The sequence below is a fragment of the Methylophaga thalassica MP genome (assembly GCF_000214595.1).
Taxonomy (GTDB): Bacteria; Pseudomonadota; Gammaproteobacteria; order Nitrosococcales; family Methylophagaceae; genus Methylophaga; species Methylophaga thalassica.
This window is the reverse complement of sequence record NZ_AFIG01000002.1, coordinates 75,008-97,310: the sequence shown is the minus strand read 5'-3', so window position 1 is coordinate 97,310 and position 22,303 is coordinate 75,008. Positions and strand designations below refer to the sequence as shown.

At 42.1% G+C, this 22,303-nt stretch carries 25 protein-coding genes; 9 read left to right on the top strand and 16 right to left on the bottom strand.

Features of this window, described 5'->3' with window-relative positions; translation table 11 throughout:
- Window positions 1-7: 7 nt before the first annotated feature.
- Window positions 8-370 carry a hypothetical protein gene (locus tag MAMP_RS11275; RefSeq protein ID WP_007146181.1) on the bottom strand — a complete coding sequence of 121 codons (363 nt, stop codon included), beginning with the start codon at window positions 368-370 and terminating at the stop codon, window positions 8-10.
- Entirely contained in the window at window positions 367-1,236 is an 870-nt protein-coding gene (locus MAMP_RS11270) for a DNA replication terminus site-binding protein (protein ID WP_158005170.1), read from the bottom strand. The genes MAMP_RS11275 and MAMP_RS11270 overlap by 4 nt, the downstream gene beginning before the upstream one ends.
- A gap of 367 nt (window positions 1,237-1,603) precedes the next feature.
- Here MAMP_RS11270 and MAMP_RS11265 point away from each other — a divergent pair, with 367 nt between their 5' ends.
- Complete coding sequence (locus tag MAMP_RS11265; protein ID WP_007146179.1) at window positions 1,604-2,464, top strand: hypothetical protein; 861 nt, start codon at window positions 1,604-1,606, stop codon at window positions 2,462-2,464.
- Between the two features lie 95 nt (window positions 2,465-2,559).
- On the opposite strand, the gene MAMP_RS11260 is transcribed toward MAMP_RS11265, so the two are convergent.
- Window positions 2,560-2,811, bottom strand: coding sequence for a nicotinamide mononucleotide transporter (locus tag MAMP_RS11260; protein WP_007146178.1), 252 nt, complete (start codon window positions 2,809-2,811; stop codon window positions 2,560-2,562).
- A gap of 27 nt (window positions 2,812-2,838) precedes the next feature.
- Here MAMP_RS11260 and MAMP_RS11255 point away from each other — a divergent pair, with 27 nt between their 5' ends.
- Window positions 2,839-3,030, top strand: a complete 192-nt coding sequence (locus tag MAMP_RS11255) for a hypothetical protein (protein WP_007146177.1) — start codon at window positions 2,839-2,841, stop codon at window positions 3,028-3,030.
- Here the strand turns inward: MAMP_RS11255 and MAMP_RS11250 are convergent.
- Window positions 3,023-3,220, bottom strand: coding sequence for a hypothetical protein (locus tag MAMP_RS11250; RefSeq protein ID WP_007146176.1), 198 nt, complete (start codon window positions 3,218-3,220; stop codon window positions 3,023-3,025). The two genes, MAMP_RS11255 and MAMP_RS11250, sit on opposite strands and share 8 nt — an antisense overlap.
- A 1,441-nt stretch (window positions 3,221-4,661) precedes the next feature.
- Between MAMP_RS11250 and MAMP_RS11245 the strand changes: the two genes are divergently transcribed.
- A complete protein-coding gene (locus tag MAMP_RS11245) occupies window positions 4,662-5,762 on the top strand; it encodes a hypothetical protein (protein ID WP_007146175.1) in 1,101 nt (366 codons plus the stop codon).
- A gap of 350 nt (window positions 5,763-6,112) precedes the next feature.
- Here MAMP_RS11245 and MAMP_RS11240 read toward each other — a convergent pair whose 3' ends face one another.
- Together MAMP_RS11240 and MAMP_RS11235 are read right to left on the bottom strand one after the other, a co-directional pair.
- Window positions 6,113-7,507 carry a heavy metal sensor histidine kinase gene (locus MAMP_RS11240; protein ID WP_040576541.1) on the bottom strand — a complete coding sequence of 465 codons (1,395 nt, stop codon included), beginning with the start codon at window positions 7,505-7,507 and terminating at the stop codon, window positions 6,113-6,115.
- A complete protein-coding gene (locus MAMP_RS11235; protein ID WP_007146173.1) occupies window positions 7,494-8,189 on the bottom strand; it encodes a heavy metal response regulator transcription factor in 696 nt (231 codons plus the stop codon). The genes MAMP_RS11240 and MAMP_RS11235 overlap by 14 nt, the downstream gene beginning before the upstream one ends.
- 203 nt (window positions 8,190-8,392) lie before the next feature.
- Here MAMP_RS11235 and MAMP_RS11230 point away from each other — a divergent pair, with 203 nt between their 5' ends.
- The 6 genes from MAMP_RS11230 to MAMP_RS11205 all read left to right on the top strand — a co-directional run bounded on the left by MAMP_RS11230 (window position 8,393) and on the right by MAMP_RS11205 (window position 14,166).
- Window positions 8,393-8,674, top strand: coding sequence for a hypothetical protein (locus MAMP_RS11230; RefSeq protein ID WP_040576540.1), 282 nt, complete (start codon window positions 8,393-8,395; stop codon window positions 8,672-8,674).
- Window positions 8,675-8,708: 34 nt separating this feature from the next.
- On the top strand, window positions 8,709-10,502 hold the full coding sequence (locus MAMP_RS11225) for a copper resistance system multicopper oxidase (protein WP_040576539.1): 1,794 nt from the start codon (window positions 8,709-8,711) through the stop codon (window positions 10,500-10,502).
- A 10-nt stretch (window positions 10,503-10,512) separates the two neighbouring features.
- Window positions 10,513-11,262 carry a copper resistance protein B gene (locus MAMP_RS11220; RefSeq protein WP_007146170.1) on the top strand — a complete coding sequence of 250 codons (750 nt, stop codon included), beginning with the start codon at window positions 10,513-10,515 and terminating at the stop codon, window positions 11,260-11,262.
- Window positions 11,263-11,294: 32 nt separating this feature from the next.
- Window positions 11,295-12,626, top strand: coding sequence for an APC family permease (locus MAMP_RS11215; protein ID WP_007146169.1), 1,332 nt, complete (start codon window positions 11,295-11,297; stop codon window positions 12,624-12,626).
- On the top strand, window positions 12,616-13,203 hold the full coding sequence (locus MAMP_RS11210) for a c-type cytochrome (RefSeq protein WP_237701227.1): 588 nt from the start codon (window positions 12,616-12,618) through the stop codon (window positions 13,201-13,203). Before MAMP_RS11215 ends, MAMP_RS11210 begins: the two co-directional genes overlap by 11 nt.
- A gap of 78 nt (window positions 13,204-13,281) precedes the next feature.
- Window positions 13,282-14,166 carry a DMT family transporter gene (locus MAMP_RS11205; protein ID WP_040576538.1) on the top strand — a complete coding sequence of 295 codons (885 nt, stop codon included), beginning with the start codon at window positions 13,282-13,284 and terminating at the stop codon, window positions 14,164-14,166.
- Between the two features lie 49 nt (window positions 14,167-14,215).
- Here MAMP_RS11205 and MAMP_RS11200 read toward each other — a convergent pair whose 3' ends face one another.
- From MAMP_RS11200 to MAMP_RS11165, 10 genes are all read right to left on the bottom strand, one after another.
- Window positions 14,216-14,656, bottom strand: a complete 441-nt coding sequence (locus tag MAMP_RS11200) for an ion channel (protein ID WP_007146166.1) — start codon at window positions 14,654-14,656, stop codon at window positions 14,216-14,218.
- A gap of 90 nt (window positions 14,657-14,746) precedes the next feature.
- Complete coding sequence (locus tag MAMP_RS11195; protein ID WP_007146165.1) at window positions 14,747-15,925, bottom strand: cation:proton antiporter; 1,179 nt, start codon at window positions 15,923-15,925, stop codon at window positions 14,747-14,749.
- A gap of 23 nt (window positions 15,926-15,948) precedes the next feature.
- Window positions 15,949-16,389, bottom strand: a complete 441-nt coding sequence (locus tag MAMP_RS11190) for an acetate kinase (RefSeq protein ID WP_007146164.1) — start codon at window positions 16,387-16,389, stop codon at window positions 15,949-15,951.
- 23 nt (window positions 16,390-16,412) lie between these two features.
- A complete protein-coding gene (locus MAMP_RS16555; protein WP_007146163.1) occupies window positions 16,413-16,547 on the bottom strand; it encodes an acetate/propionate family kinase in 135 nt (44 codons plus the stop codon).
- Window positions 16,548-16,766: 219 nt separating this feature from the next.
- Window positions 16,767-17,882 (bottom strand): phospholipase D-like domain-containing protein, encoded by a 1,116-nt coding sequence (locus MAMP_RS11185; protein WP_007146162.1) that lies wholly within the window; start codon window positions 17,880-17,882, stop codon window positions 16,767-16,769.
- A gap of 26 nt (window positions 17,883-17,908) precedes the next feature.
- The gene (locus MAMP_RS11180) at window positions 17,909-18,367 is read right to left on the bottom strand and encodes a hypothetical protein (protein ID WP_007146161.1); all 459 of its coding nucleotides are present in this window, start codon (window positions 18,365-18,367) and stop codon (window positions 17,909-17,911) included.
- 45 nt (window positions 18,368-18,412) lie between these two features.
- Window positions 18,413-19,768, bottom strand: coding sequence for an MBL fold metallo-hydrolase RNA specificity domain-containing protein (locus MAMP_RS11175; protein WP_007146160.1), 1,356 nt, complete (start codon window positions 19,766-19,768; stop codon window positions 18,413-18,415).
- Window positions 19,765-20,217, bottom strand: coding sequence for a phosphoribosyltransferase family protein (locus MAMP_RS16315; protein ID WP_202796136.1), 453 nt, complete (start codon window positions 20,215-20,217; stop codon window positions 19,765-19,767). Before MAMP_RS16315 ends, MAMP_RS11175 begins: the two co-directional genes overlap by 4 nt.
- Window positions 20,187-20,723 carry a ribose-phosphate pyrophosphokinase-like domain-containing protein gene (locus MAMP_RS16310; protein ID WP_007146158.1) on the bottom strand — a complete coding sequence of 179 codons (537 nt, stop codon included), beginning with the start codon at window positions 20,721-20,723 and terminating at the stop codon, window positions 20,187-20,189. The genes MAMP_RS16315 and MAMP_RS16310 overlap by 31 nt, the downstream gene beginning before the upstream one ends.
- 16 nt (window positions 20,724-20,739) lie before the next feature.
- Window positions 20,740-22,248 carry a thymidine phosphorylase family protein gene (locus MAMP_RS11165; protein ID WP_040576537.1) on the bottom strand — a complete coding sequence of 503 codons (1,509 nt, stop codon included), beginning with the start codon at window positions 22,246-22,248 and terminating at the stop codon, window positions 20,740-20,742.
- Between the last annotated feature and the right edge of the window lie 55 nt (window positions 22,249-22,303).

The window sequence follows — 22,303 nt, the reverse complement described above, 5'->3', positions numbered from 1 at the left end:
TTTTTAATTAGGGCTTAGGCCAGTGAGAAGTATAACTGTCAGACAACATAATGCCTTTTTGTTCAGCAAATTTATGAGTCTCTTGCACCATATGCTCTCTCATTTGAACAATATTTGAAAAGTCATTAGGAGATTCACTGATTATGGCCTTATAGCTAGGATTGTAGAGATATAAAGAAGCATCTACGCCAAATAGTAATAATTTCGGACACTTACCATGACGAAGATTCTGCTCAGCAATACAGCCGTTAGAAATTAGTAAAAATTCCTTAGGACTGGGTTGATTTAGTGTATCAGCTAGGTTAGAGAAACAAATCCCGGTAACAATTACTGCTGTAAGCCATGTAAAAGTTTGAAGAGTCCCTGTCATTTTTTCTTTTTCCTAAGCTTATCCTCGGGTAGATAACGATAGATATTTAATAATGGGCAGTAAGCCGTTTCACATAACGTAGCATCACTACGCCTGATACGTGGTCTGTCTTCCCATTGTTCTGCTAATGGGATGATGATAGGTAGTTGTTCATCGCTATCAGCTGGATAGAATAAAGGTAAATGAGCAGTCGTGACCGGCATACGCTTACCTTGAATGATTATATTCATTTTGGGTTGGGCGGTTGTCACATAAACTCTGGCCAGAATTTCATCTTCGGGTAATTCCATTAACCTAGCATGCTCAGATTTTAAAATTTGAAGCTCTTTTTGATCACGCACTTTTGCAATTTTACGATTAGCGACCTCTATGGCCTCATCTCGCGACAGTTTATGTGTTGATCTTGATTGCGACCAGATAAAACTGATAGATTCGGGCTTGTTATCAAGTACGCGAAACGTCCGACCAGCAGTTTTACGATTAAAACGATGTAATCCTGCTTTCTCTAACAAATACTTGCTCAGTCGAAGTCCCTCAGGAGTAGTCTCTTTGTCGGATTCACGGAGAAAAGCCATAAGGTTTTCTCTCATTTCATTAATTGCACGTACTTCGTAGAGCATTCCATAGGGTACGCCCAAAACAGCAGGCATAGACGAAGTACTCCCCGCTTTGGAATCATCATCCTGGTACTCCATAGATTCGATATGTGATGCGACTAGCTCTCTACTCGCATCCAGATGAGCCCAATATGGATATTCATTATCTACACGGACAAACTCTGCTAGTGCATGCTGCAGTTCTCGCAATGGTAGATATATCTCTTCAAAACGCTCAATAAGACTCATTATCTCTGGCGCCATAGTCATAAATAGCCTTTTAGAATAATTTATATAATGCATAATATAACACAACCACCGTATAACAAGCTTTATACTCTTTCCGAATAAAACACACCTTTCTAGCCTGCATAGCCAACCGTGATCGTATTAAGTCTTTGCTAGACGGTCATACATTTATTCATCAAATATCAACTACTATGAATGCCCCACGTAGCGTTAAATAGACATAAATAGATAGTAAAAAAAGAATATAAAAAAATAAAAAACAAAAGGATTTATACAGCGGAGGAAAACCTATATTTCAAGGCAGAAAGAGAAGGCTTAGTTGTAGAGTTGCGTTACTGTGATTGTGTTATAATATGCATGTAATAGTAAATTATTACAGGAAGCGTCTATGTCATCTCTCACTGTTGAAAATACAAATCAGATCCTGAAAACCGTAGGTATAAAGATGCGAGTGACTGATAAAGGTTTACATTTCGTCAGTCAGGTAGCTCAATTTGCTAAAGCTCTTGCACATTGCACATCTAATCCAAAAGCACGTGATGATCTGATTACAATACTGGCTCACTATAAAGAGCAGCCTGGCTTAGTTTTTGTAATAAACGAATCTCAGCATCAGGATTTAGTGGATTCAGCCCCATCTCAAAACAACCTCGATCAACGTCCAATGAATCACTTTCGACCTCAATATTCTGATCAGCAAATGGACTCTGAAGATAAGGCTGACAATAATCACCCTACCCATCACAATACAAATGATGAACAGTCTCAAAAACAAACTGCACCGGTAGAGTTTGTTGGCCATCATGTCTATGGTAGTAAAGCCGCTCTCTATTTTGCTTATGACAAGACTCGTGATGAAGATGACACTATTGCTATCGATGGTGCTGTGTCAGTAGCTCCTCGCAAATACGATTGGAATAAAAAGCTAAGAATCCAAATTACTCGGAGTGATTTACCCAATGTCGCTGCTGTCATGTTTGGCTTATTGAAGAAAGTTGAACTCTCGAACTATGGCGCTGACAATACAAAGCGATTGATGATCGAAAACCAGGGAAAGAACTATTTTCTAAATATGTCGGCAAAAGATTACAACCAAATTGCTGTACCAATCTCTGCAAGTGATATTTTTGAGATTCGCGGGCTTATTTTGGCTCAACTAATGAAAAACAGACCAGAAATTGGTGTTGAAGGTGTGCTCGCCAACCTTAAGTGCCATGCTGCCATTCTCAAACAAGCAGGTCAGCAATAATGCCATGCTATTTAAAGACTGAACAAAGCTATACTGAAGTGGCTGAGCCCCATGAGGGCTCAGTCTGATACTTCTTTAAAGTATGGATTGAGTAATTAGAGAATAAAACCGTTGTAAATGCCCATCAAGCTTGTTGCTGTGAAGCCAATTTGCATAGCGAGTAAAGCGAAATAACGATTAGTTATAGAAAAATGTATAAAGAATAGGTTTGAGATTAAAAAGAATATAAACCCAGCTTCTGATCCCTGGTCCTGTCTGGCCAGAACAAACGCACCTATCAGTCCAAATAATGATCCGGCAAACTCGCACCAGGTCATTTGTTTTGTTAAATTGAGTATTGCTTTCATAAGCTCCCCTAAATTTACGGAAACTAAATGGCAGATAAGAAGAAATCTCTGAAAATCATCCAAGGCAATCGAGAGGCATTAGAAGTCGAAAAAGCTAATGAGATAATAAAAGCGTTGGTAATAGATAAAGATAGAGATACTGCCTTTCAGATTGCAGATTCGTTAACGCCCAAAGGGGCGTTAACTCTTGCTGCAGATAATCAGCGGAAACCTAAATAGAAACAAGAACTGGTTTAGCAGCTCGTCGACGTTGCTCTTCAGCAATTGCTTCAATAGCAGCCTCAATTGTCTTTTTGCCAGCCGGTGTAGTCATGCTATCTGATAATGTAATCAGATCGTTCATGGTGTCTTCCAGCGTTTGCTCAGACGAATTCTCAAAACTTACTTCAAGAACGTTAGTTTTTGTCATGGTGGACTCCTTAAAGATAAAAAAGGAGAACACAATGCCCACAAGGGAATGTATTCCCCTATGGGTAAATCATCTGCTTACAGATAATCACGATTAATTGACAGCACCTGTTTACAGGTGAGTTATTGAGCGTTCAGTTGGTGTGTTGAACGAACACTTCATACCTAACTAGTAAAAAATAGTAGGTACAAAATCAGTAAGATAAAGATAGCGCTTACTTACAGCTGAGTCAAAGCATGGTAGTGATCTTCTTCACACTTCTCATTAGATTCTCTTATACAAATCACATTTATTAACACCAATAACCGGATAGAGGTTTCCGGGAGAGTTATTAAATAATCACCCTCTAGGTTTTCAGGAGATTTATATATCTTGTTGTTTTGTATATAGTTTATATCGAGGTTTTGCGGAGAGTTAACAAACCAAAAGGTTCATGGTTTTTAGGAGACTTGTCTATATCATTGATTTATATATGTATAGGTTCTAGGTTTTGCGGAGAGTTAGAGTATTTACACTCTTTTTATTACTCATAAAAAGCTCTAGTAATGGTAGAGGTTTTCCGGAGAGTTAGTGGCTAGACAGATGCAATAAATAAGAGTGAATTGGTATCAAGGTTTTCAGGAGACTTACTTAAGCTACTGTTTTATATGGATAGGATTCTAGGAATTGCGGAGAGTAAGACAAGACAAAGATAATGAAATTTAGCGAATTCATTTCACAGAATGACCAAGGCTTAATTTTAAATCGATTTATATGAAAATTAACGTGCAACAGAGACAGTTAATAAGTATAGTTATCACATCAATTTTATAAGTATATGAAATATATGGATTTCCGTTCGAGGTTTTCCGGAGAGTTGGACAAAGCCTCCACTGATAATTTAATTAACTAGCATTTAGGGTTCTAGGTTTTCAGGATAGTTAAGGCTACGTTCGAGGTTTTCCGGAGAGTTGATTTTGTACCTAAAGGGTTCTTTTTGCGCCTGGGTACTAGGTTTTCAGGAGAGTTTAAGGAACATTACATTCTAGGTTTTCGGGATAGTTAATCCTTCCCCATCTAGGTTCTTAGGATTTTTATTCAAGGTTTTGAGGAGAGCACTAGTTATCCACAACATTATGTTAAATTCTAAGAGCCAAAATTTAATAAAATGTTCAAGGTTTTCGGGAGACACCTTCAAGGTTTCAAGGAGAGTTGATACTTCAGTATCTAGGTTTTGAGGTTATTTGTTGTTTTAATGTGGTAAAAAATTATCAGGTTCTAGGTTTTGAGGATTTTATTAGTCATAACTATTTGATAATGTTGAACTTATCAGCCTTTCCTCTCCTCTACTCCTCTTATAAAAAAAGACCATCTTTCTTTCAAGAAGATAAAGGCTTGCGTCATATGTTTTTTATGTCATCATCTCGTAGTACAGTTCTTAGGACAAAGGTATCACACAGGAATGTCAGGTAATAAGTTGAAAGACGACAATGATACAAAAAAAAATGCTCGTTCTATTCTAGACGACATTCAGGAATCACAAGATAAAGCACCGGCTTTCCCTCAAAGCAGTCAGAACTATGATTTGTTTGCTACTTTGCTTGGTCCTTCAGGTGATACAGAGCAGTTATCAAACTTACTGAGTTTTTGGGATTCCATTCCAAGATACAGCGTATCACGACAAATCCAAGCTGCTATGCGTAACGAAGCGGGTAATTTACCTATTCTTAGGAAAAAATTTCAATCACCAGCTGGTGAGATTTGTGAAATGGAATTAAAACCAGCACGCATAGAAGTAGGTGGTGAAGAAAAGGACTTTTATCCTGCAGAGTCTGAAGAATTAATTGAAGATATTTTACGTAAAATCTTCCTTCAACAAAGACATGGATTTCATGACTCCGATCGAGATGAAACTTGGTGCAAATTCACAATAAATATGATTGTCAAAGAACTTAAAGCTTTTGGAAAAGTTCGTAGCCATGATGAAGTTAAACAGGCACTAGAAATCATGGAAAACTGTCGTCTAACAATCACTGTAAATGGTAAGCAGGCATATAGTTCAAACATACTCTCTGACAAGTTACTTCAAGATAGAGCTGCTTATAGAACAGATAGTAATGCCCTTTCTGCAGTAAAATTCTCATCACTTATAAGTAGAGCTATTAATAAATTTGATTATCGTCAGTACAACTACGCAGATGCAATGAGTCTTAAACAGCCATTAGCAAGATGGTTATTTAAACGACTAGCAGATAGGTTCATTAATGCAGGAATTGATGCACCTGCTTATAAAATCATCTTTAGTGAGATAGATCGTGATTCTGGGCTAATGCATCACAAACTCATTACTAGACGAATAGAAACATTAAAAATGGCCGTTGAAGAATTAGTGGAAAGCGGTATTTTGATGAGATATGAAATGAATAGTGTCAAAGACGGGAAAAAAATAGTTGATGCTATTTTTATGTTGCATGCTTCAATGAAATTCATCAAAGAAATGAAAGCTGCAAATGCCAGACAAAAGATTATAAGGGAAAAAGCACAACGAATTTCAAAGAAATAAACAATCTTTTCTTTTGATAATTGCTCTACTTACTCAATAGATATTATTTAGATATCTAGTAGATATCCAATATGAAGTCTTACTAAATAGCAAATTACATTACTAATAATAATTACAGGAATATTAGGGTGGCTTTATATCAAAAGATAATACAGAAAAAATTAAAAGTAAGTTGTCTTTGACAATTAGAAAATCTATTGAAAGTTGTAGTACTTTTTATAATGGAAAATATTGATATTTTAGTTTACTCTCTAGATCTAGGCAATCGATTGAATATTTCTTTAAGTCTAGCGATATATAAACTAGATACCTTATGATTATTATATTTTCTACACTTAACTGTTGTTTGCTTAAGTTGTAGGTAAACATAAACTGATTGTTGTATGTTGATGATTTGAAGTTATACTAATACTCCCTCTATGTGCTTCGATTATAGATTTTGTTATTGCCAATCCTAATCCTGTACCCTCTGTGTTATCACTTCTAGACGAGTCCACTCTATAAAACCTGTCGAATACTTTTGTAAGGTGTTTAGTAGGAATTGGCTGACCAGGATTAATGAAATCAAGCTGGATTATGTCATCATGCTTGACACTTGACACGATCCGGAATTCCTTACCAGAGGGAGTATATCGAATAGCATTGGAAATAAGGTTGGATATTGCACGTCGTAAGAGATCTCTATCAGCATATATCCACGGCACTTCTCCTTCCTGAATAAGCCTGATATTTTTTTCTGAAGCTAATGCCTCAAAAAACTCTAATAATTCTTTAATTTCTTGATTTAAATTAATAAAATTTGAAGCGGGTTTGATGAGATTGTTGTCACTCTGAGCCAGCCAGAGCATTTGGCTAACCATTTTAGCAAGACGCTCTAGTTCTTCAAGGTTAGAATAAAGTAGCTCTCTGTATTCCTCTGATGAGCGTTGCTGAACAATCATGACTTGGTTCTGTGTTATGATATTTGTTAATGGCGTCCTTAACTCATGAGCTATATCAGATGTGAAATTAGATAAACGTTCAAACCCCTCTTCTACATGTTGCAGCATTTCGTTGAATGATAGAGCAAGTCCTCTGAGCTCAATAGGCAATTCATTTGAATTAATTCTCTCATTGAGTCGGTTTGTCTGAATGTTTCTGATTTTTGTACTCAGAGACTTGAGAGGTTGATGGCCCTGATAAATTACAAACCAAGTGGCACTTATGGTGATAATGCCTATAACTAACATCATTAGCCACATCTTTATTGTAAATTTATCAAGAAACTGCTTGTGAAAGGCCATGTCCATAGCAGTTATTACGTTATATGTCTGACCATTAACAGTGAGCTCAGCAATCAATCCTCGATAAAGACCACTGCCGATTTGCCATTTTTTCAATTGTTCTCGACTGGCTATTTCTAGTTTTTGTTCATATTCAAGATGCTCAAGAAACTCAGCGTTTCTGGAAAGAAATATTGGTTTTCCATTTTCAGTATCAACACGGAAAAAAATACCATGATGACCTGAGATCGCTTTTGATAAAGCGTTCTGAACTTTTGCTCTATCAGCATCAATGCTGTTCAATTGGTGCTTAATACTCTCAAGTACGACAGTTAATTCCTCATAGTCCTGCTCTGCAAAATGGTGTTTGACGGACTTCAGTACCAAGAAACCACTGAAGATCAAGCTCAGCGTTATTGCAGTACCAGCAAACATCATCAACCTTAAAGTCAACGAGAGCTGACCCAGCTTACCCCTTATCATTGCCTTGAGTCTCATACTCAAATTTATACCCCATCCCACGAATGGTATGTATTAACTTAATGTCGAAATCATCATCAATTTTGGCGCGTAGCCGCCTTACTGCAACATCAATGACATTGGTATCACTATCGAAATTCATATCCCAGACTTCAGAGGCTATTAATGATCTTGGCAACACCTCACCTTCTCTACGGATGAATAGTTCCAACAACAGGAATTCCTTTTGAGACAAAGTAATTTTTTTCCCTGCCCTGCTGACCTTCCTCGAAGGCAAATCGACTAACAAGTCAGCGATATTGAACTGATCAAATATATTTGACAAAGTCCCGCGACGTAACAAACTTCTTACCCTTGCCAACAGTTCCACAAATGCAAAAGGTTTGACGAGATAATCATCCGCTCCCAACTCCAAGCCTTTTACCCTGTCATTAACACTATCCCGTGCTGTTAAAAATAACACCGGTGTCTGGTTAGCTGATTCACGCAGCGCCTGAAGAATTTTCCAGCCGTTAACATCAGGCAGCATGACATCCAAGATGACCAAGTCGAAAGTCTCAGTCATAGCATGGTGGTATCCATCCAAGCCATTTGAAGATAGCGTGACGAGAAAACCGGCTTCGGTTAATCCCTGCTTAATGTAATTACCTGTTTTTGCTTCGTCCTCAACAACGAGTATGCGCATTTACACCTTCCCTAAAAATCAGCAAATAAATGCTATGTTTGCACCTTATATATTTAGTTCAGCATACTCGATGCATATTTGACTGAGAATTACATTATTGTCATGTTTGAGCAATGTCTATGTAATAAATGAACAAGTAGACTACAAAAAAGTTGAAATAAAATTCGCTATTAAATAGAAATCAAATAACTAGGAAAAATGAAATGAAAATAAAATTAGTTCACATAGTCATGTCAGTTGTTGCACTCCAAGTTCCTATAAGTCTCTATGCACACGAACAAGAAGATCACGCAAACATGGGTAGCAGTAAAGAACCGAATTGTACTGCAATGAAAGATATGGATCACGGTAAGATGGACATGAATGACCCTGTTACGCAGGCAATGATGCAAAAATGTATGTCACATGATATGCAGGGACATTCAAATGATCATAAGAATTCAACCACAGATAAAAAATCTGACATGCAACATAATCACCAGTAAGTGAAACTAATTAATCAATAAATGACTATCAATTATGACGTCACCGCTATCAAGTAGAAGAAAGTTTCTCTCGTCAGCGTTAAAAGTGAGTTCGACACTTTTGCTGGCAAAAATGGCGCCTGCTTGGGCAAGCCCTCTGGGTCGGAGTTATGGGCAGATTATCGACAGCAATGAGACAGTCGATTTGCTGGTAGAGCGCCAGCCTATGACTGTTGCAGGCCAGATGACCAGACCCATCACTATTAATGGTTCTATGCCTGGTCCACTGATTCGACTCAGGGAAGGTCAGCGTGCCAGGCTGAATGTGACGAATGCACTTGATGAGGACACGTCTATTCATTGGCATGGCATTATCCTGCCGGAAAATATGGATGGTGTGCCCGGTGTGAGCTATGCGGGCATCAAACCGAGACAGACCTTTAATTACGAGTTTGACGTTAAACAACACGGGACTTTCTGGTATCACAGTCACTCAGGGATGCAAGAACAACTTGGCCACTTGGGCCCTCTGATTATTGACTCGGCGGATGGTGATATCGGTGCTGACCGGGAACATGTGATTGTGCTCAGTGACTGGACCTTTGAAGATCCGCATGATGTATTCAGACACCTTAAAGTGGCTGAAGGCTACTACAACTACCATCAGCGCACCATTTTTGACACGCTTGATGACATAGACAAACAGGGATTCGAGCAAACCTGGAAAGAGCGCTCGATGTGGAACCGTATGCGTATGAGTCCTCGGGACATTCTAGATGTCACTGGCTCGACCTACACCTATCTTATGAACGGTCGCGACAGTCAGACTAACTGGACGGCACTCTATAAACCAGGTGAAAAGGTACGTCTCAGAATCATTAACGGCTCGGCTATGTCGTTTTTTGATTTCAGAATTCCGGGGCTGGAGATGGTTGTAGTAGCTGCCGATGGTCAACCCGTCATGCCAGTGACTGTTGATGAGTTCAGAATAGGTGTAGCAGAGACCTATGATGTCGTTGTTCAACCCAAAGACACCCGCCCCTATACCCTTTTTGCCGAAAGTATGGACCGAAGTGGTTATGTTCGCGGCACGCTCGCCACGGAAATGGGCCAGTCAGCCGAGGTGCCCGCTCTGAGACCGACCCCAGAACGAGGCATGGCAGCGATGGGCATGGGCCATGATATGTCAGCGATGGCCATGAAAGATGATATGGGGACGATGTCCGATGGTAATCAGACCCATCAGATGGACAATATGTCCGACATGGATATGAAGCAGATGACTGACGACCATTCAGGTCATGCTGGCCTTCCCTCTGCCCCGAAAATAAAAGTCACGCACCAGGACGGCGGCCATGGCCCCGGTGCCGCGATGATTGCCGAGAACCCGATCAGTCGTCTGAATGAGCCTGGCGTGGGACTTGAGCATGTTGATCACCGTGTGCTGGTTTACGGGGATCTGATTGGGGCCCATCCATGGCCGGATGAACGGGAACCCGTAAGAGAAATCGAGTTACACCTGACCGGCAACATGGAAAAATACATGTGGTCTTTTGACGGTATCGAGTTCACAGAGGTTGATGGTCCGATTGAGTTTCACTATGGCGAAAGGCTGAGGCTGATACTCGTTAATGACACCATGATGGAGCATCCGATCCACCTGCATGGGATGTGGATGGAGCTTGAAAATGGTCAATATCCAAGGCCTAGAAAGCATACCATCAGCGTCAAACCAAGCGAAGTGGTGTCATTGCAAATCAGTGCAGATGCGCTAGGTAGCTGGGCGTTCCATTGTCATCTGCTTTATCACATGGAAGCTGGCATGTTCCGTGTCGTTTCTGTTGCTTAAGAGGTCCGCTATGAAGAAATTTATTGCATTGCTATCAATGTCATTAGCGTTGTTGTCATCTGCTGTCATGGCTCAGCATGCCGAGGATGACTGGCCAGAACCTGTCAAGCCCTACTACACTGGACAGTTGATGATTGACCGCCTGGAAATCAGTCAAAATGACAATGGTGACAATGTGGCGACTTGGGATATGCTGGCCTGGTATGGTGGTGATGAAGCACGGGTGTACTTCAAAAGTGAAGGCGAAAATCAGCTGAATGATGGCGAGCCCTCGGAACTGGAGCGAACTGAGATATTGGGCAGCAAGCTGATCTCTCCTTTTTGGGAGCTACAGGCAGGTCTGGGCGCGCGAGGCTCGTTGAAGTCAGATGTTAACCTTGAACACTATGCCGTCGTGAGTCTGTTCGGTCTGGCACCATACCGTTTTGAAATGGATAACGCATTACAGATTAATGAGGATGGTGATGTCTCAGCTAAAGTTGAAGCTGAATATGACATTCGCCTTTCACAAGTTTCCTATCTACAACCCAGGCTGGAACTTAATGCGGCATTCACTGATGCTTTGGAGTATGACCGACCCAGCGGCATCAATAGTGTTAGGTTGGGACTTCGCTATCGATATGAGTTAAGTCGAGAGTTTGCCCCCTACATTGGCGCTTACTGGCGTAGTGCCCTTGGACAGACTGCGGATCTGGAACAGGCTCAGGGGAAAGACCACAATGAATTTGGCTTGGTAGCCGGCGTTCGTATGTGGTTTTAGTCACAAATTTACAGCAAAAATAGGGATGACAGATGTCAGACCACGATGATCACAGTACGCATTATCAGAAAAACAGTTTATCTCTGACAGGCACCGCCGCATTGGGCACCGGCGTGATGATTGGGGCTGGGATTTTTTCACTGACCGGCCAGATGGCACAATTGGCTGGATCTGCCTTTCCCTTTGCCTTTCTGGCAGCAGCTATCGTCGTCAGTTTCAGCGCCTACTCCTACATCAAGGTCTCTGACAAATACCCGTCAGCAGGCGGTATCGGCATGTATCTGCATAAGATGTATGGCCACTCCCTGACTACGGCATTTCATGCCCTGCTCATGTATGTCTCCATGGTCATCGCCCAGAGTTTTCTGGCCAGAACCTTTGGTAGTTACACCCTGCAACTTTTTGATGTTGAAAACACGGATTTCTGGGTGCCTGTGCTTGGGGCATGTCTGTTAGTCGCCGTTTTTCTGGTCAACCTAACGAGCAACAAATATATTCAAGGAACGGCTTATGTTCTGGGCGTAGTCAAAATTGTTGGCATTATTGTCTTCGGCTTGTTAGGCCTCTACCTCATGCTGAGATCGGGACAAGGTCTGGAATCTGACATCAATCTTTCAGCCGTACCGGGCAACTGGAATGCTTTCATCGCTGCCACGGCACTCGGTGTTCTAGCATTTAAAGGCTTTACCACAATTACCAATAGCGGTTCTGAGGTAGTAAACCCGCGAAAAAATATCAGCAAGGCCATTATTATTTCTATTGCCGCTTGCATCATTATTTATGCCCTTGTTGGTTGGTCCGTGGCAGGGAATCTCACGATTGAGGAGATAATTACTGCGCGGGACTACTCCCTCGCTGCTGCAGCAAGGCCAGCCGCGGGTGAAATCGGCGTTTGGTTCACAGTCATCATCGCCATTGTGGCAACTGCTGGCGGTCTGATGGCCAGTGTTTTTGCTGTATCACGGATGCTGGCTATGCTGACTGAAATGAAACTGGTCCCACACAGCCATTTTGGCATGCCCGGCAGTATTCAAAAGCACACCCTTGTCTATACTGTCGTTCTGGGGCTGGTATTAACACTATTTTTTGATCTGAGCCGGATTGCCTCTCTGGGTATTATTCTTTACTTGATCATGGATATGGCGATTCAATGGGGGGTATTGAGGCACCTGCGTGAGGATATTAATGCCAGCCCTGTCATCCCTGTCATCGCCATCTGTTTCAATGTGGTTTTGCTTGCTGGATTTAGTCTTAGTAAGTGGTTAAGCGATCCAGTCATACTGGGTGTTGCTCTGGGCATAATGGCCACTATCTTGTTTGTAGAAAAAGCCTTTTTAAATTCTTATTCAGCAGATGATTACTAACAACAGAGAATTAACAATGCAATCACATTTTACTTATTTCATCAAAGCTTTATTATTTTTAATTCTGGCAGCTGTTCTAGCAGTATTTATTTTTATCTACTCAGGGCTATACCAGATTGGTGCAGATGTGCCACATAACAAAGGGACTTTTTGGTTGCTAGAAACACTAAGAGAAAGATCTGTCGCTAAAGCTGCAGCAAAGGTGCATGTACCAGATGATTTATCATCACCAGCAAGATTACTTAGAGGCGGACCTGACTACAACGAAATGTGTGTTTCATGTCATTTGAGTCCATTTACGTCAGAAACTGACTTTACAAAAGGACTCTATCCTTCTCCTCCAGATCTAACCAAAATATCATCTCAGAAACTCAATGAGAAACAACGTGATCAACGTCGTTTCTGGATTATCAAGCATGGCATCAAGGCCTCGGCAATGCCCTCATGGGCTCCAGGTCATGATGATCAACGTATATGGGATATTGTTGCCTTCTTGAAAAAACTGCCTGAACTCTCTCCGGAACAGTACCAAATTCTGACTGCTAGGGGCAGCGAGGAGAGCCCACACAGTCATTGAATGACTGTAATGGCTGCTCATCAAACTCAGTATCGTGAATAACAACAAGCCAATGATTTCATTGATTAGGGCTTTAGTTTGAAAAGTATTCACACCGGTGCGATTGCTGTAATGCTGATGTGGGCGCTTTGTTACCCACTCATCAAGTTAAGTCTGCCCTATGCGCCAGTGATGATAACGGCTTTTTTGAGGGCTGTCACAGCTGGTTCTGTCCTTATTGCAATCGCGTTACTCATCAATCGCCGCTTTCCCAACACGATCAGAATTTGGGTCTATATAGCCATCATTGGCTTTAGCGGAACAGGTCTTGGCCTGTGGGGTATGTTCTATGCTGGCAAATTACTCAATCCTGGGTTTGCGACTGTACTAACCAACACCCAGCCACTTATTGCTGGCGTATTGGGCTGGTATGTGCTCAATGAAAAGTTAGGAAAAATACCACTAACAGGAACTGTCGTAGGTTTTATCGGAATTATCATAATCTCAACAAACACGCTATTTGATACTGGGGAGACAGTACTGCAAGGGATTCTTTATGTGTTTCTGGCTTCGACCGGCGTGGCTATTAGTAATGTTTTGCTAAAAAAAATTGCGGGCCAGGTTGATGTCTTTATCGCAATGGGACTCCAGTTATTATTTGGCTCAATCCCTCTGGCTTTTCTGGCATTTAACACAAGTCATTTTTCTTTATTAGACTGGCAATTAAATTACACGCTTATCCTTCTGTCGCTGGCATTGGTCGGGACCGCACTTCCCTATGTCACTTGGTTCTGGCTCATGCACAGAACCTCTCTATACAAGCTCAACGTATATAATTTCCTGACTCCTGTATTCGGTCTGTATCTGGGACTTAACTTTTTTTCAGAAACACTAACAGAGCTACAGTGGTTAGGTGCAGGACTTATCATCGTGGCTATTTTGTTGGTAACAGCCACTAATGGAGGTATAAAAACTGAATCATAATCTGATTCCTGTCTCACTGTCCCTTTATACGCTACTGACAAACATGGATTTAACTCTCTTCAGCATCGGTTTTACATGACTCACAAAAATGCACCCTATTCATTGCCAATAATGAAAATGATGCCGACCAAGCAATTAAGAGTAAGCCATTAATGGCTTCTAAGCCATAAAGAAGCATCAATGGTTGTGGTAGTGATAACTCACCGGCACCAAGAGAACTATAGGCCACAAATGAGAAATACAAAGCGTCTGGCCATTGTTGAAAACTTTCTTTAGCCTCTCCCATATCCAGCATATAATCAGAGTGATAGTAGACCATTGCGTAAACTATTATTTCCATAATATGAGCGATGAATAGCCCACAAATAATCAGCACCAATTTTGTTGATTGAGACCATTTGGTCTCAAAAATCACTGCCATATTACTAAGAAACTGATAATGCACGATTACCGTGAGAACCAATATAAATGGAAAGGTGATTAACAACATCCAATGTCCCTCTATTTTTCATTTGATTCAGTAGCTGAGCCTAAGACAGTTTGTGAGAAACACTTTATTAAATTCATTGGTCTAGATCTTTCATTCTCGAGTTGAGTCCATTTTTGGCTTTGGTGCTGAAATAACGCTAGCCAACTTGGGAACTACTATTGATGCCAGTATTACTGTCACCACCGTCATCATGACTAAAGCCACCGTTGCGTGATGAGAAAGGTGTTGTTGTTTCATACCGACACTAGCAACAATTATTGCGACTTCGGCGCGAGGGAGCATAGCAAACCCGAGTAAGCAACCTTCTTTTGGGCTTAGAAGGGGCGCGATGATCAAGGGCGACATGATTTTCCCTAAGATGGATGCAATTAAAATCAAACTTACGTACCAGAGCATATCAATAGTTCCAATAGTCATGTCAGTAAGCTGAATTCCTACAGCTAAAAGAAACAATGGCGCAGCAATTTTACTTAAATTGTTGAAAAAAACTGTATCTGAATCCGTTGGTGAGCTTTTAAACAAAGAAAAAATTGCGCCAGTGATGAACCCGCCGATAACCAGAGATAAGCCAAATTTTTCAGTGAGTCCTGCGGAAATAAATGCAATCAAGACAATAGAAGCTCTGCGTGGAAATTTTATTAGCTTCAACGAGTAAGAATTTATTAGCCTTGCTATGATACTCAACAACACAGTCAGAGCAAATAACATCAGAAGACTCATCAAAAAAGAGAGCAAAACACCGTTTGAATCAGTGCCAGAACTAAAGCCTGCATGAGCTGTAGCTAATATAAATAATACAAAAATATCGTCTACAACAGCAGCGGCTAACAGTATTTGTCCAACCTTTGATTGTAAGCTGCCTGCATAATTCAATAGCGATACGCTCAAACCGATACTAGTTGCAGACAAAGCAATACCGACATATATGGCTTCTTCGAAGTTGTGCCTGAACAGGTAACTGGCCGAGAAACCTAAAACCAAACTAAGTAGTACTCCCATCAACCCAACTAAAAGACCAGGCTTTATGGCTGCCATAAACCTGTCCCAGTTAAGACTGTAGCCGGCCGCAAGCAATATAATTATTACGGCACCTTCTGAAAGGAGCTGCTCGACTTTATTCAAATGAACCAATGTTAAAACTGCGGGCCCGATAATGATACCTAGGAGCAAAGTTAAGGCTGCTTTGGGCAATCTTAACCGCTCAAAGACACTGTCATTAAATGCGAGAATCGCAGCAATGCACAGAAACACTACAGTTTGAATAATCAATGAACTTTCCTGTCAGTGACCCATTAGTTAGAAGCGGTTTTAGTGAGATACTTATCGGCTTCTTTTGCTAGCTGATACTCTTCGTTTGTTTTGATAACAAAAATATGTGTCAAACTTTCCATTGTCAAAATCTGTACCTGTTCAGCTTTAATTTTCATCTTATTTTTCCCCACCTCTTCCAGTCGTATGCCAAATTGTTCAAGGTCCTCACAACAGCGTGCTCGTATCTCTGGATAGTTTTCCCCGATACCGCCAGAGAAAACAATGGCATCGACGCGACCAAGCACCACCATATACTCACCAATGGCTTTACGGACTCGGTAAACGAACATATCAACTGCCAGCTTTGCATCTATATCACCACAATGCATCCGACTGAGGAACTCTCGCATATTGTGGTAACCACACACTGCTTCTAAACCCGATTCAGCAGTTAATTTCTTATTTACTTCATCTTGACCCATCCCATAGCTGTGCTGAACATATATCAAGGAATGGTGGGATCATGATCACCGCTTCTGGTTTCCATCATCACGCCTACCGCAGGAGTAAAGCCCATAGATGTATCAACACTAATACCATTATGTATAGCACAAAGAATGGCACCGTTACCCAGATGCAACGTGACAGAGCCGGCTGTTGTATTACTTTAGCAGTTGTCACTGCCAAATAGTTACAGGCTTGCCAGTAGGCATGTATTTTTTCTAGAGTTGATCCTCGTACGCTGTCGTTACGGCCAGAACTCATAATGTATTCCCTCATTCAATGTATAAAGTAATCTAATATCTCAGTCTCACAGATGCTTGATCACCGTTATTATCTCGTTTAATGTCATAGCGCTTTACAGCCATCGCTTCAAAATGGAAGCAACTAAACCAGCCAACCTGGCTAAAAGGTCACGCTTAAACCACTGGTCTGAAGATACCTTTTCAGCTTCCTTGAGATCGTAGAGAAATTGTTCTTCGAGCGTCTCGCTTAAATGCCTGTTTGCACTGACCAGAGTTAACTCATAATTAATAAATAAACTTCGGTAGTCGAGGTTTGCTGTACCAATGAACGACCAGGTTTTATCAATAACAACCGTTTTCGCATGAAGTATCCTAGGTAAAAATTCGTATATCTCTATACCGCTTGCAAGCATTGGCGCGTAAAGACTTCGGGATGCCCATAATGCAATACGGACGTCACTTTTCCGTGGAACGAGTAATTTGACATCTACACCACGGTTTGAGGTTTTAATGAGCTCGTTAATAGTGTAAGAATCAGGAACAAAATAAGGTGTTGTTATATAGACAGTGCGCTTTGCTTGTTCAAAAACTGAAGCATATTCGCATCTTAGCCGGTGTCGGCAAGCTAAAGTTTGATTGTGTAACAGCTGGCTGCCAGTGGCTGGCTGGCTGACTACCTCTCGCAGGTGCCCAGACCAAAAAAGATCGAATAACTGTGATGCCTCGTTCGCTTTTATACCTGTAAACCGAATGTGTGTATCTCGCCAGCGTGCATCCCCGGATAAATTTTTTGAATTTTCCTTGTGAATATTAAAGCCGCCTAAAAATGCTACTTTACTGTCCACAACCAGCAGTTTTCGGTGGTCCCTGCAGTTATAACGTAATGGATGCTGCCAGCTCCAAGTATGAAACCAATGCAGTTCCACACCGCTTTGTCGCAAAGCTTTAATCAGTTGCTGTGATGACCAGCGTGATGAGCCCACGGCATCAACAAGCACCCTGACTTCAACACCATTTCTGGCTCTTTCTGCCAGTGCACTCACAAAAGTTTTTCCTATCTGGTCATAGGCAAAGATATATGTTTCCAGTTGTATTGAGTGCTGCGCTTTTGAAATGGCAGATAGCATGCTTGTATACAGTTCATCACCTTCAACGAAGACGATAAACTCTTCCTTGGCGTCATCAGGAAGCGTAATGCATGAATTGCATCTATCCATCTGCTTTTCCAAATGTGATCGCCGTAATGAGAGTTACGTTACATATCTTCTGAACGGTTGGCAGACTGAACCATTAACATCATTTCATGCTCCTCAAAGGATTTGAGCATCTCAAGCAACTCTTGAGCCGAGGGAATATCTGCACGATCATGCAAGTAACGATAAAGTTCTATCACTTGATTATGCTGATCGATAATCACTCGCATAATTTCAGTGGTTGATAGTTGAGAAAATGGCGCGTCACAATGGTGATGTTGAACTATGGGGTTTTTATTCAAATATTCATAACACCAGGTGTTTAAAGCATGCTCATCCCCCTTAGTTTCAAACTCATGGATCACATGAGCAAGCTTTTCTTCATGTTCTGATAAATACTTTAGAAGCATTTTCGCTCGTTCACTTTTATTACTGTCGGCACAATGTTTTAAACATGCTGTCAGGTGCTGATGAAAGTCGCTTGTCCAATGTAATACATCTCTTAAAGTTTCTACTTGCATGGGGCACTCCCGACTAAAGAAAAAATTGTTTAGTGTTACAAAAGATCATATATGTAAAACACTCCTATTCTCAGCCACATTAACTGCAAATCGGGTATTTTCGTTCAGATGAACGCGGAAAGCTTCAAGTGCCTCGCTATCACCATGTACCAAGTGGATTTGTGTACCTGGCTTTAAGTCTGAATCTTTTAACCACCTGGTTAATTCCATGTAATCCCCATGCCCAGACAAACCTGATATTGAATCAATCCTAGCTCGCACCGGTATCCACTCGCCATGAATTTTCACTGCGTCAACACCATCTACCAGCTTAGCTCCCCGTGTTCCGCCTGCTTGATAACCGGTGAACAATACTGTTGTTTTGTTGTTGCCCAGCAACCTTTTGAAATGATGTAGAATGCGTCCGCCAGTGGCCATCCCGCTGCCCGCAATGATGATGTGAGGATATGTTTGCCCTGCCAGTGCCTTGGATTCTTCTACTGATCGGGTATAGGTGACAACGTTACACATACGATGACATTGGTCCCTATCAAGACGGTGTTGGTCTTTGAATTCGCAAAAAACATCCGAAACCTTAATCGCCATCGGGCTATCGAGATATATAGGCATTTCAGGAATAACTTCGTCAGCCATCATTGATGCAAGCATGTGTTGTAAAGCTTGCGCTCGTCCCACGGCAAAAGCGGGTATGAGTAAGACGCCGCCATGGTGGGCCACATTACTAACCACATCCGCCAATTGTTTGAACGGATCGATACCACTATGTTGTCGATTTCCGTATGTCGACTCCAACAATAAATGGTCAAGAGCAGGCAAGGGTCGAGGTGCTTTCATCAACACATCTGAAAACCTGCCCACATCGCCAGAGAAGCCTATTCGTTTGCCTTCTGCTTCCAGGATAATGCTTGCCGCACCGAGAATATGTCCGGCCAGTTGCAGGTGAAAACGACAGTCTTTTATTTCCACTGGTTCATCAAAGTCGATGGACTGAAACAGTTCAATACTGTTTTCAGCAGTATGACGGTCATAAAGTGGTTCTGGATGGGCATGTTTGCCTAATTTGTGTTTACTGTAATATCTCGCATCTTCTTCCTGAATATGACCACTGTCAGCCAACAAAATCCTACATAGATTCTTGGTAGCATGATGGGTAAATACCGGTCCACGGAAACCCTGTTTAAAAAGGACGGGTATATAACCTGAATGATCCAAATGCGCATGGGTGAGAATCACTGCGTCAAGTTCATCGACTTCCAGATCGAGTGGTTGCCAATTGCGTTCCCGCAGCCATTTGTAACCCTGAAAAAGACCGCAGTCGATCAATATGCGGCTATGTTCGGTTTCCACAAGAAATTTTGAACCGGTGACTGTCTCCGTCCCGCCAAGAAAAGTTACTCTCATGGCTGACCTCCCTGAATTGTCGTTTCTGATAAGAAAGCTTCCACGGCGGTAACCAATAACGGTGCCATATCAATGCCGTTGGTATGGTGAACAATCGTGTTAGTTGTAACCAGTGATTCCAATCCAGCTGACATCAAATCCATATCGACACCTTCAGCAAAAATGCCATGTATAGCAGCACATAGAATATGAGCGATGCCTTTTGATTTAAGTGTGTTGATACACTCCAGAACGGTATGCCCACTGGAAATCACATCATCAATAATCACTGCTGTATGCGAAATGTATTGGTCAATATCAGGCAAAAAGATTTCGACGTTACGATCTCCATAGCGTTTTTTTGTACCAATAACGAATGGATGACTGCTTTGCTCAGCGATCTCAGACACCCACTGCTCACTCTCAGCGTCAGGTCCTATCAGTAACAAATCTTTTTTTCTTTTAGCCACTGAACTAATGCCGGTGCCCCTTGAACTACTGTTGAAGGAACCTGATAAATTTCATCCAGCGCATGATAGCGATGCAAATGCGGATCCACAGTGACCAACCAATCCATGTGATGGGAAAGGTCTTGCGCGAATATTTTTGATGTTATTGCTTCGCCTTCTATGAAACGCCGATCCTGTCTCATATAGCTCAAGTAAGGTGCTATCAAGCCGACACTGGCAGCACCAAGTTCACGCAACGTATTTAACAGAAAGATCAAAGGTAAATACTTAGCGTTTGGACGCGATAAATCGGCAATGACCAGGCAGCTGCGTCCAGCGACTGGAGACAGGACACGAAGATACGATTCGCCATCAGGAAATCGTCTTGTATCGAACTCGCCCGCCTCCCCATTTAACAGATCTGCAAGTGATAGTTGCAATGGATGTGGCTCAAGGGCAAATACGAGGGGTTGTGCTTTGCCTGCCTGTTTACGTTGAGGAATGTGATTTACTGAATCTGCTGGCATGTGATCGCTTAGCCTTTTAAGTCAAGTTAATAGTGAAAGGGTTGCCCTGCTCACTGTAATAAGCGAGTGCGTAATCGCGTTCTCCCTCACTGTCACTGAATAAAGTAAATAATGGTTCCCCTTTACTCAGGGTGTCACCAACTTTAGCGTGCAGCCTCACCCCGGCAGCGGGACTGCCTGGCGCACCTGCGAGTTTTGCCAGACGTGCTAACTTACGATTATCTATTTCAGTGATTGCACAGGCTTCTGGAACGAGCTCCGTATGCTGATAACGGGCTTCTGGCAGCTGTTTGATACCACCTTGTGCTTGAACAATGCGCTGAAACTGCTGCAAAGCTTTACCACTATCTAATATTGATGTGGCCCTCAAGAGACCTTGTTCCACACTCTCCTGATATGACAGAGAAAACAGGTTAGCAGCCAAGAACAAAGCACGCTCACGGAGATCTAGCGGCGCATCATTGTCTCCCTGCAAGACTGAAAGCACGTCCCGTGCTTCTTCAACGGGACCGATCCCCAGACCAACAGGTTGACTACCATCCGTAATAAGACAGCGGATGTTGATGCCACAAGCAGCACCCACCTGAGTAAACAGCGAAGCCAGTCTGTTGGCTTCTTTGTCCGAGCGGACCTTGGCCGTGGGACCAACAGGAATGTCAACCACTGCATGGGTTGAACCTGCAGCAATTTTTTTTGAAAGGACGGAAGCGATAAGTTGCCCCTCTCCGTCCAGGTCAAGTGCACGTTCTATACGAATTAACAGATCGTCTGCTGGGCTCAGGTTAACGGCACCTCCCCAGGCAAGACATGCGTTAGTGTCAGCAACAACACACTGAATTTCTTTGAGGTTAAGGTTAACGGTAGTCAACGTCTCCATGGTGTCTGCAGTGCCAGCTGGTGAAGTGATCGCCCTTGATGATGTTTTGGGAATGACCAGCCCTGCCGCACTGACAATTGAAACAACCAGCGGTGTAGTACGGTTACCTGGCAGGCCCCCAATGCAGTGTTTATCGAGAATCATGTTTTGACCAGACCAGGATAGGCGCTTACCGCATTCAACCATGGCCTGGGTCAGGCCAATTATCTCATCAACGTCCAGACGACTTCCTGCACAAACACTGAGAAAACTGGCAATTTCTATATCAGAATAGCGGTGCGCACTGATGTCTTTGATAATGTCAGCAATTTCATCGTCACTGAGCTTGTTGCCAAATACTTTTTTTCGTACATGACTCAATGAGGTAACGACGGGGGCATGACTGACCATGAGCTTCTGCCCCTCAATAGCACTCAGGCGGTGCATGGCGATTCTGGATAAGCCTGCTGTGCCTGACGGCAAAAGTTGTCCATCAACCACATTCAAGGTTGCAATGACGCTGTTTTCATTAAAACGGAGCGTGACCCGGCTGTTGGCGGTGAAGCCTTCTGAACGACAGATATGGCAATCACTTCGCATGTATACCACAGGCTCTTGGTGGGTATCTATGCCCATATCAACAATAGACAGTAAGTGTGATGTAGTCATGGCTAAATTTTTAATTCCTTAATTCAGTATGCCGATAGTGATTAAGTGAGCCTGC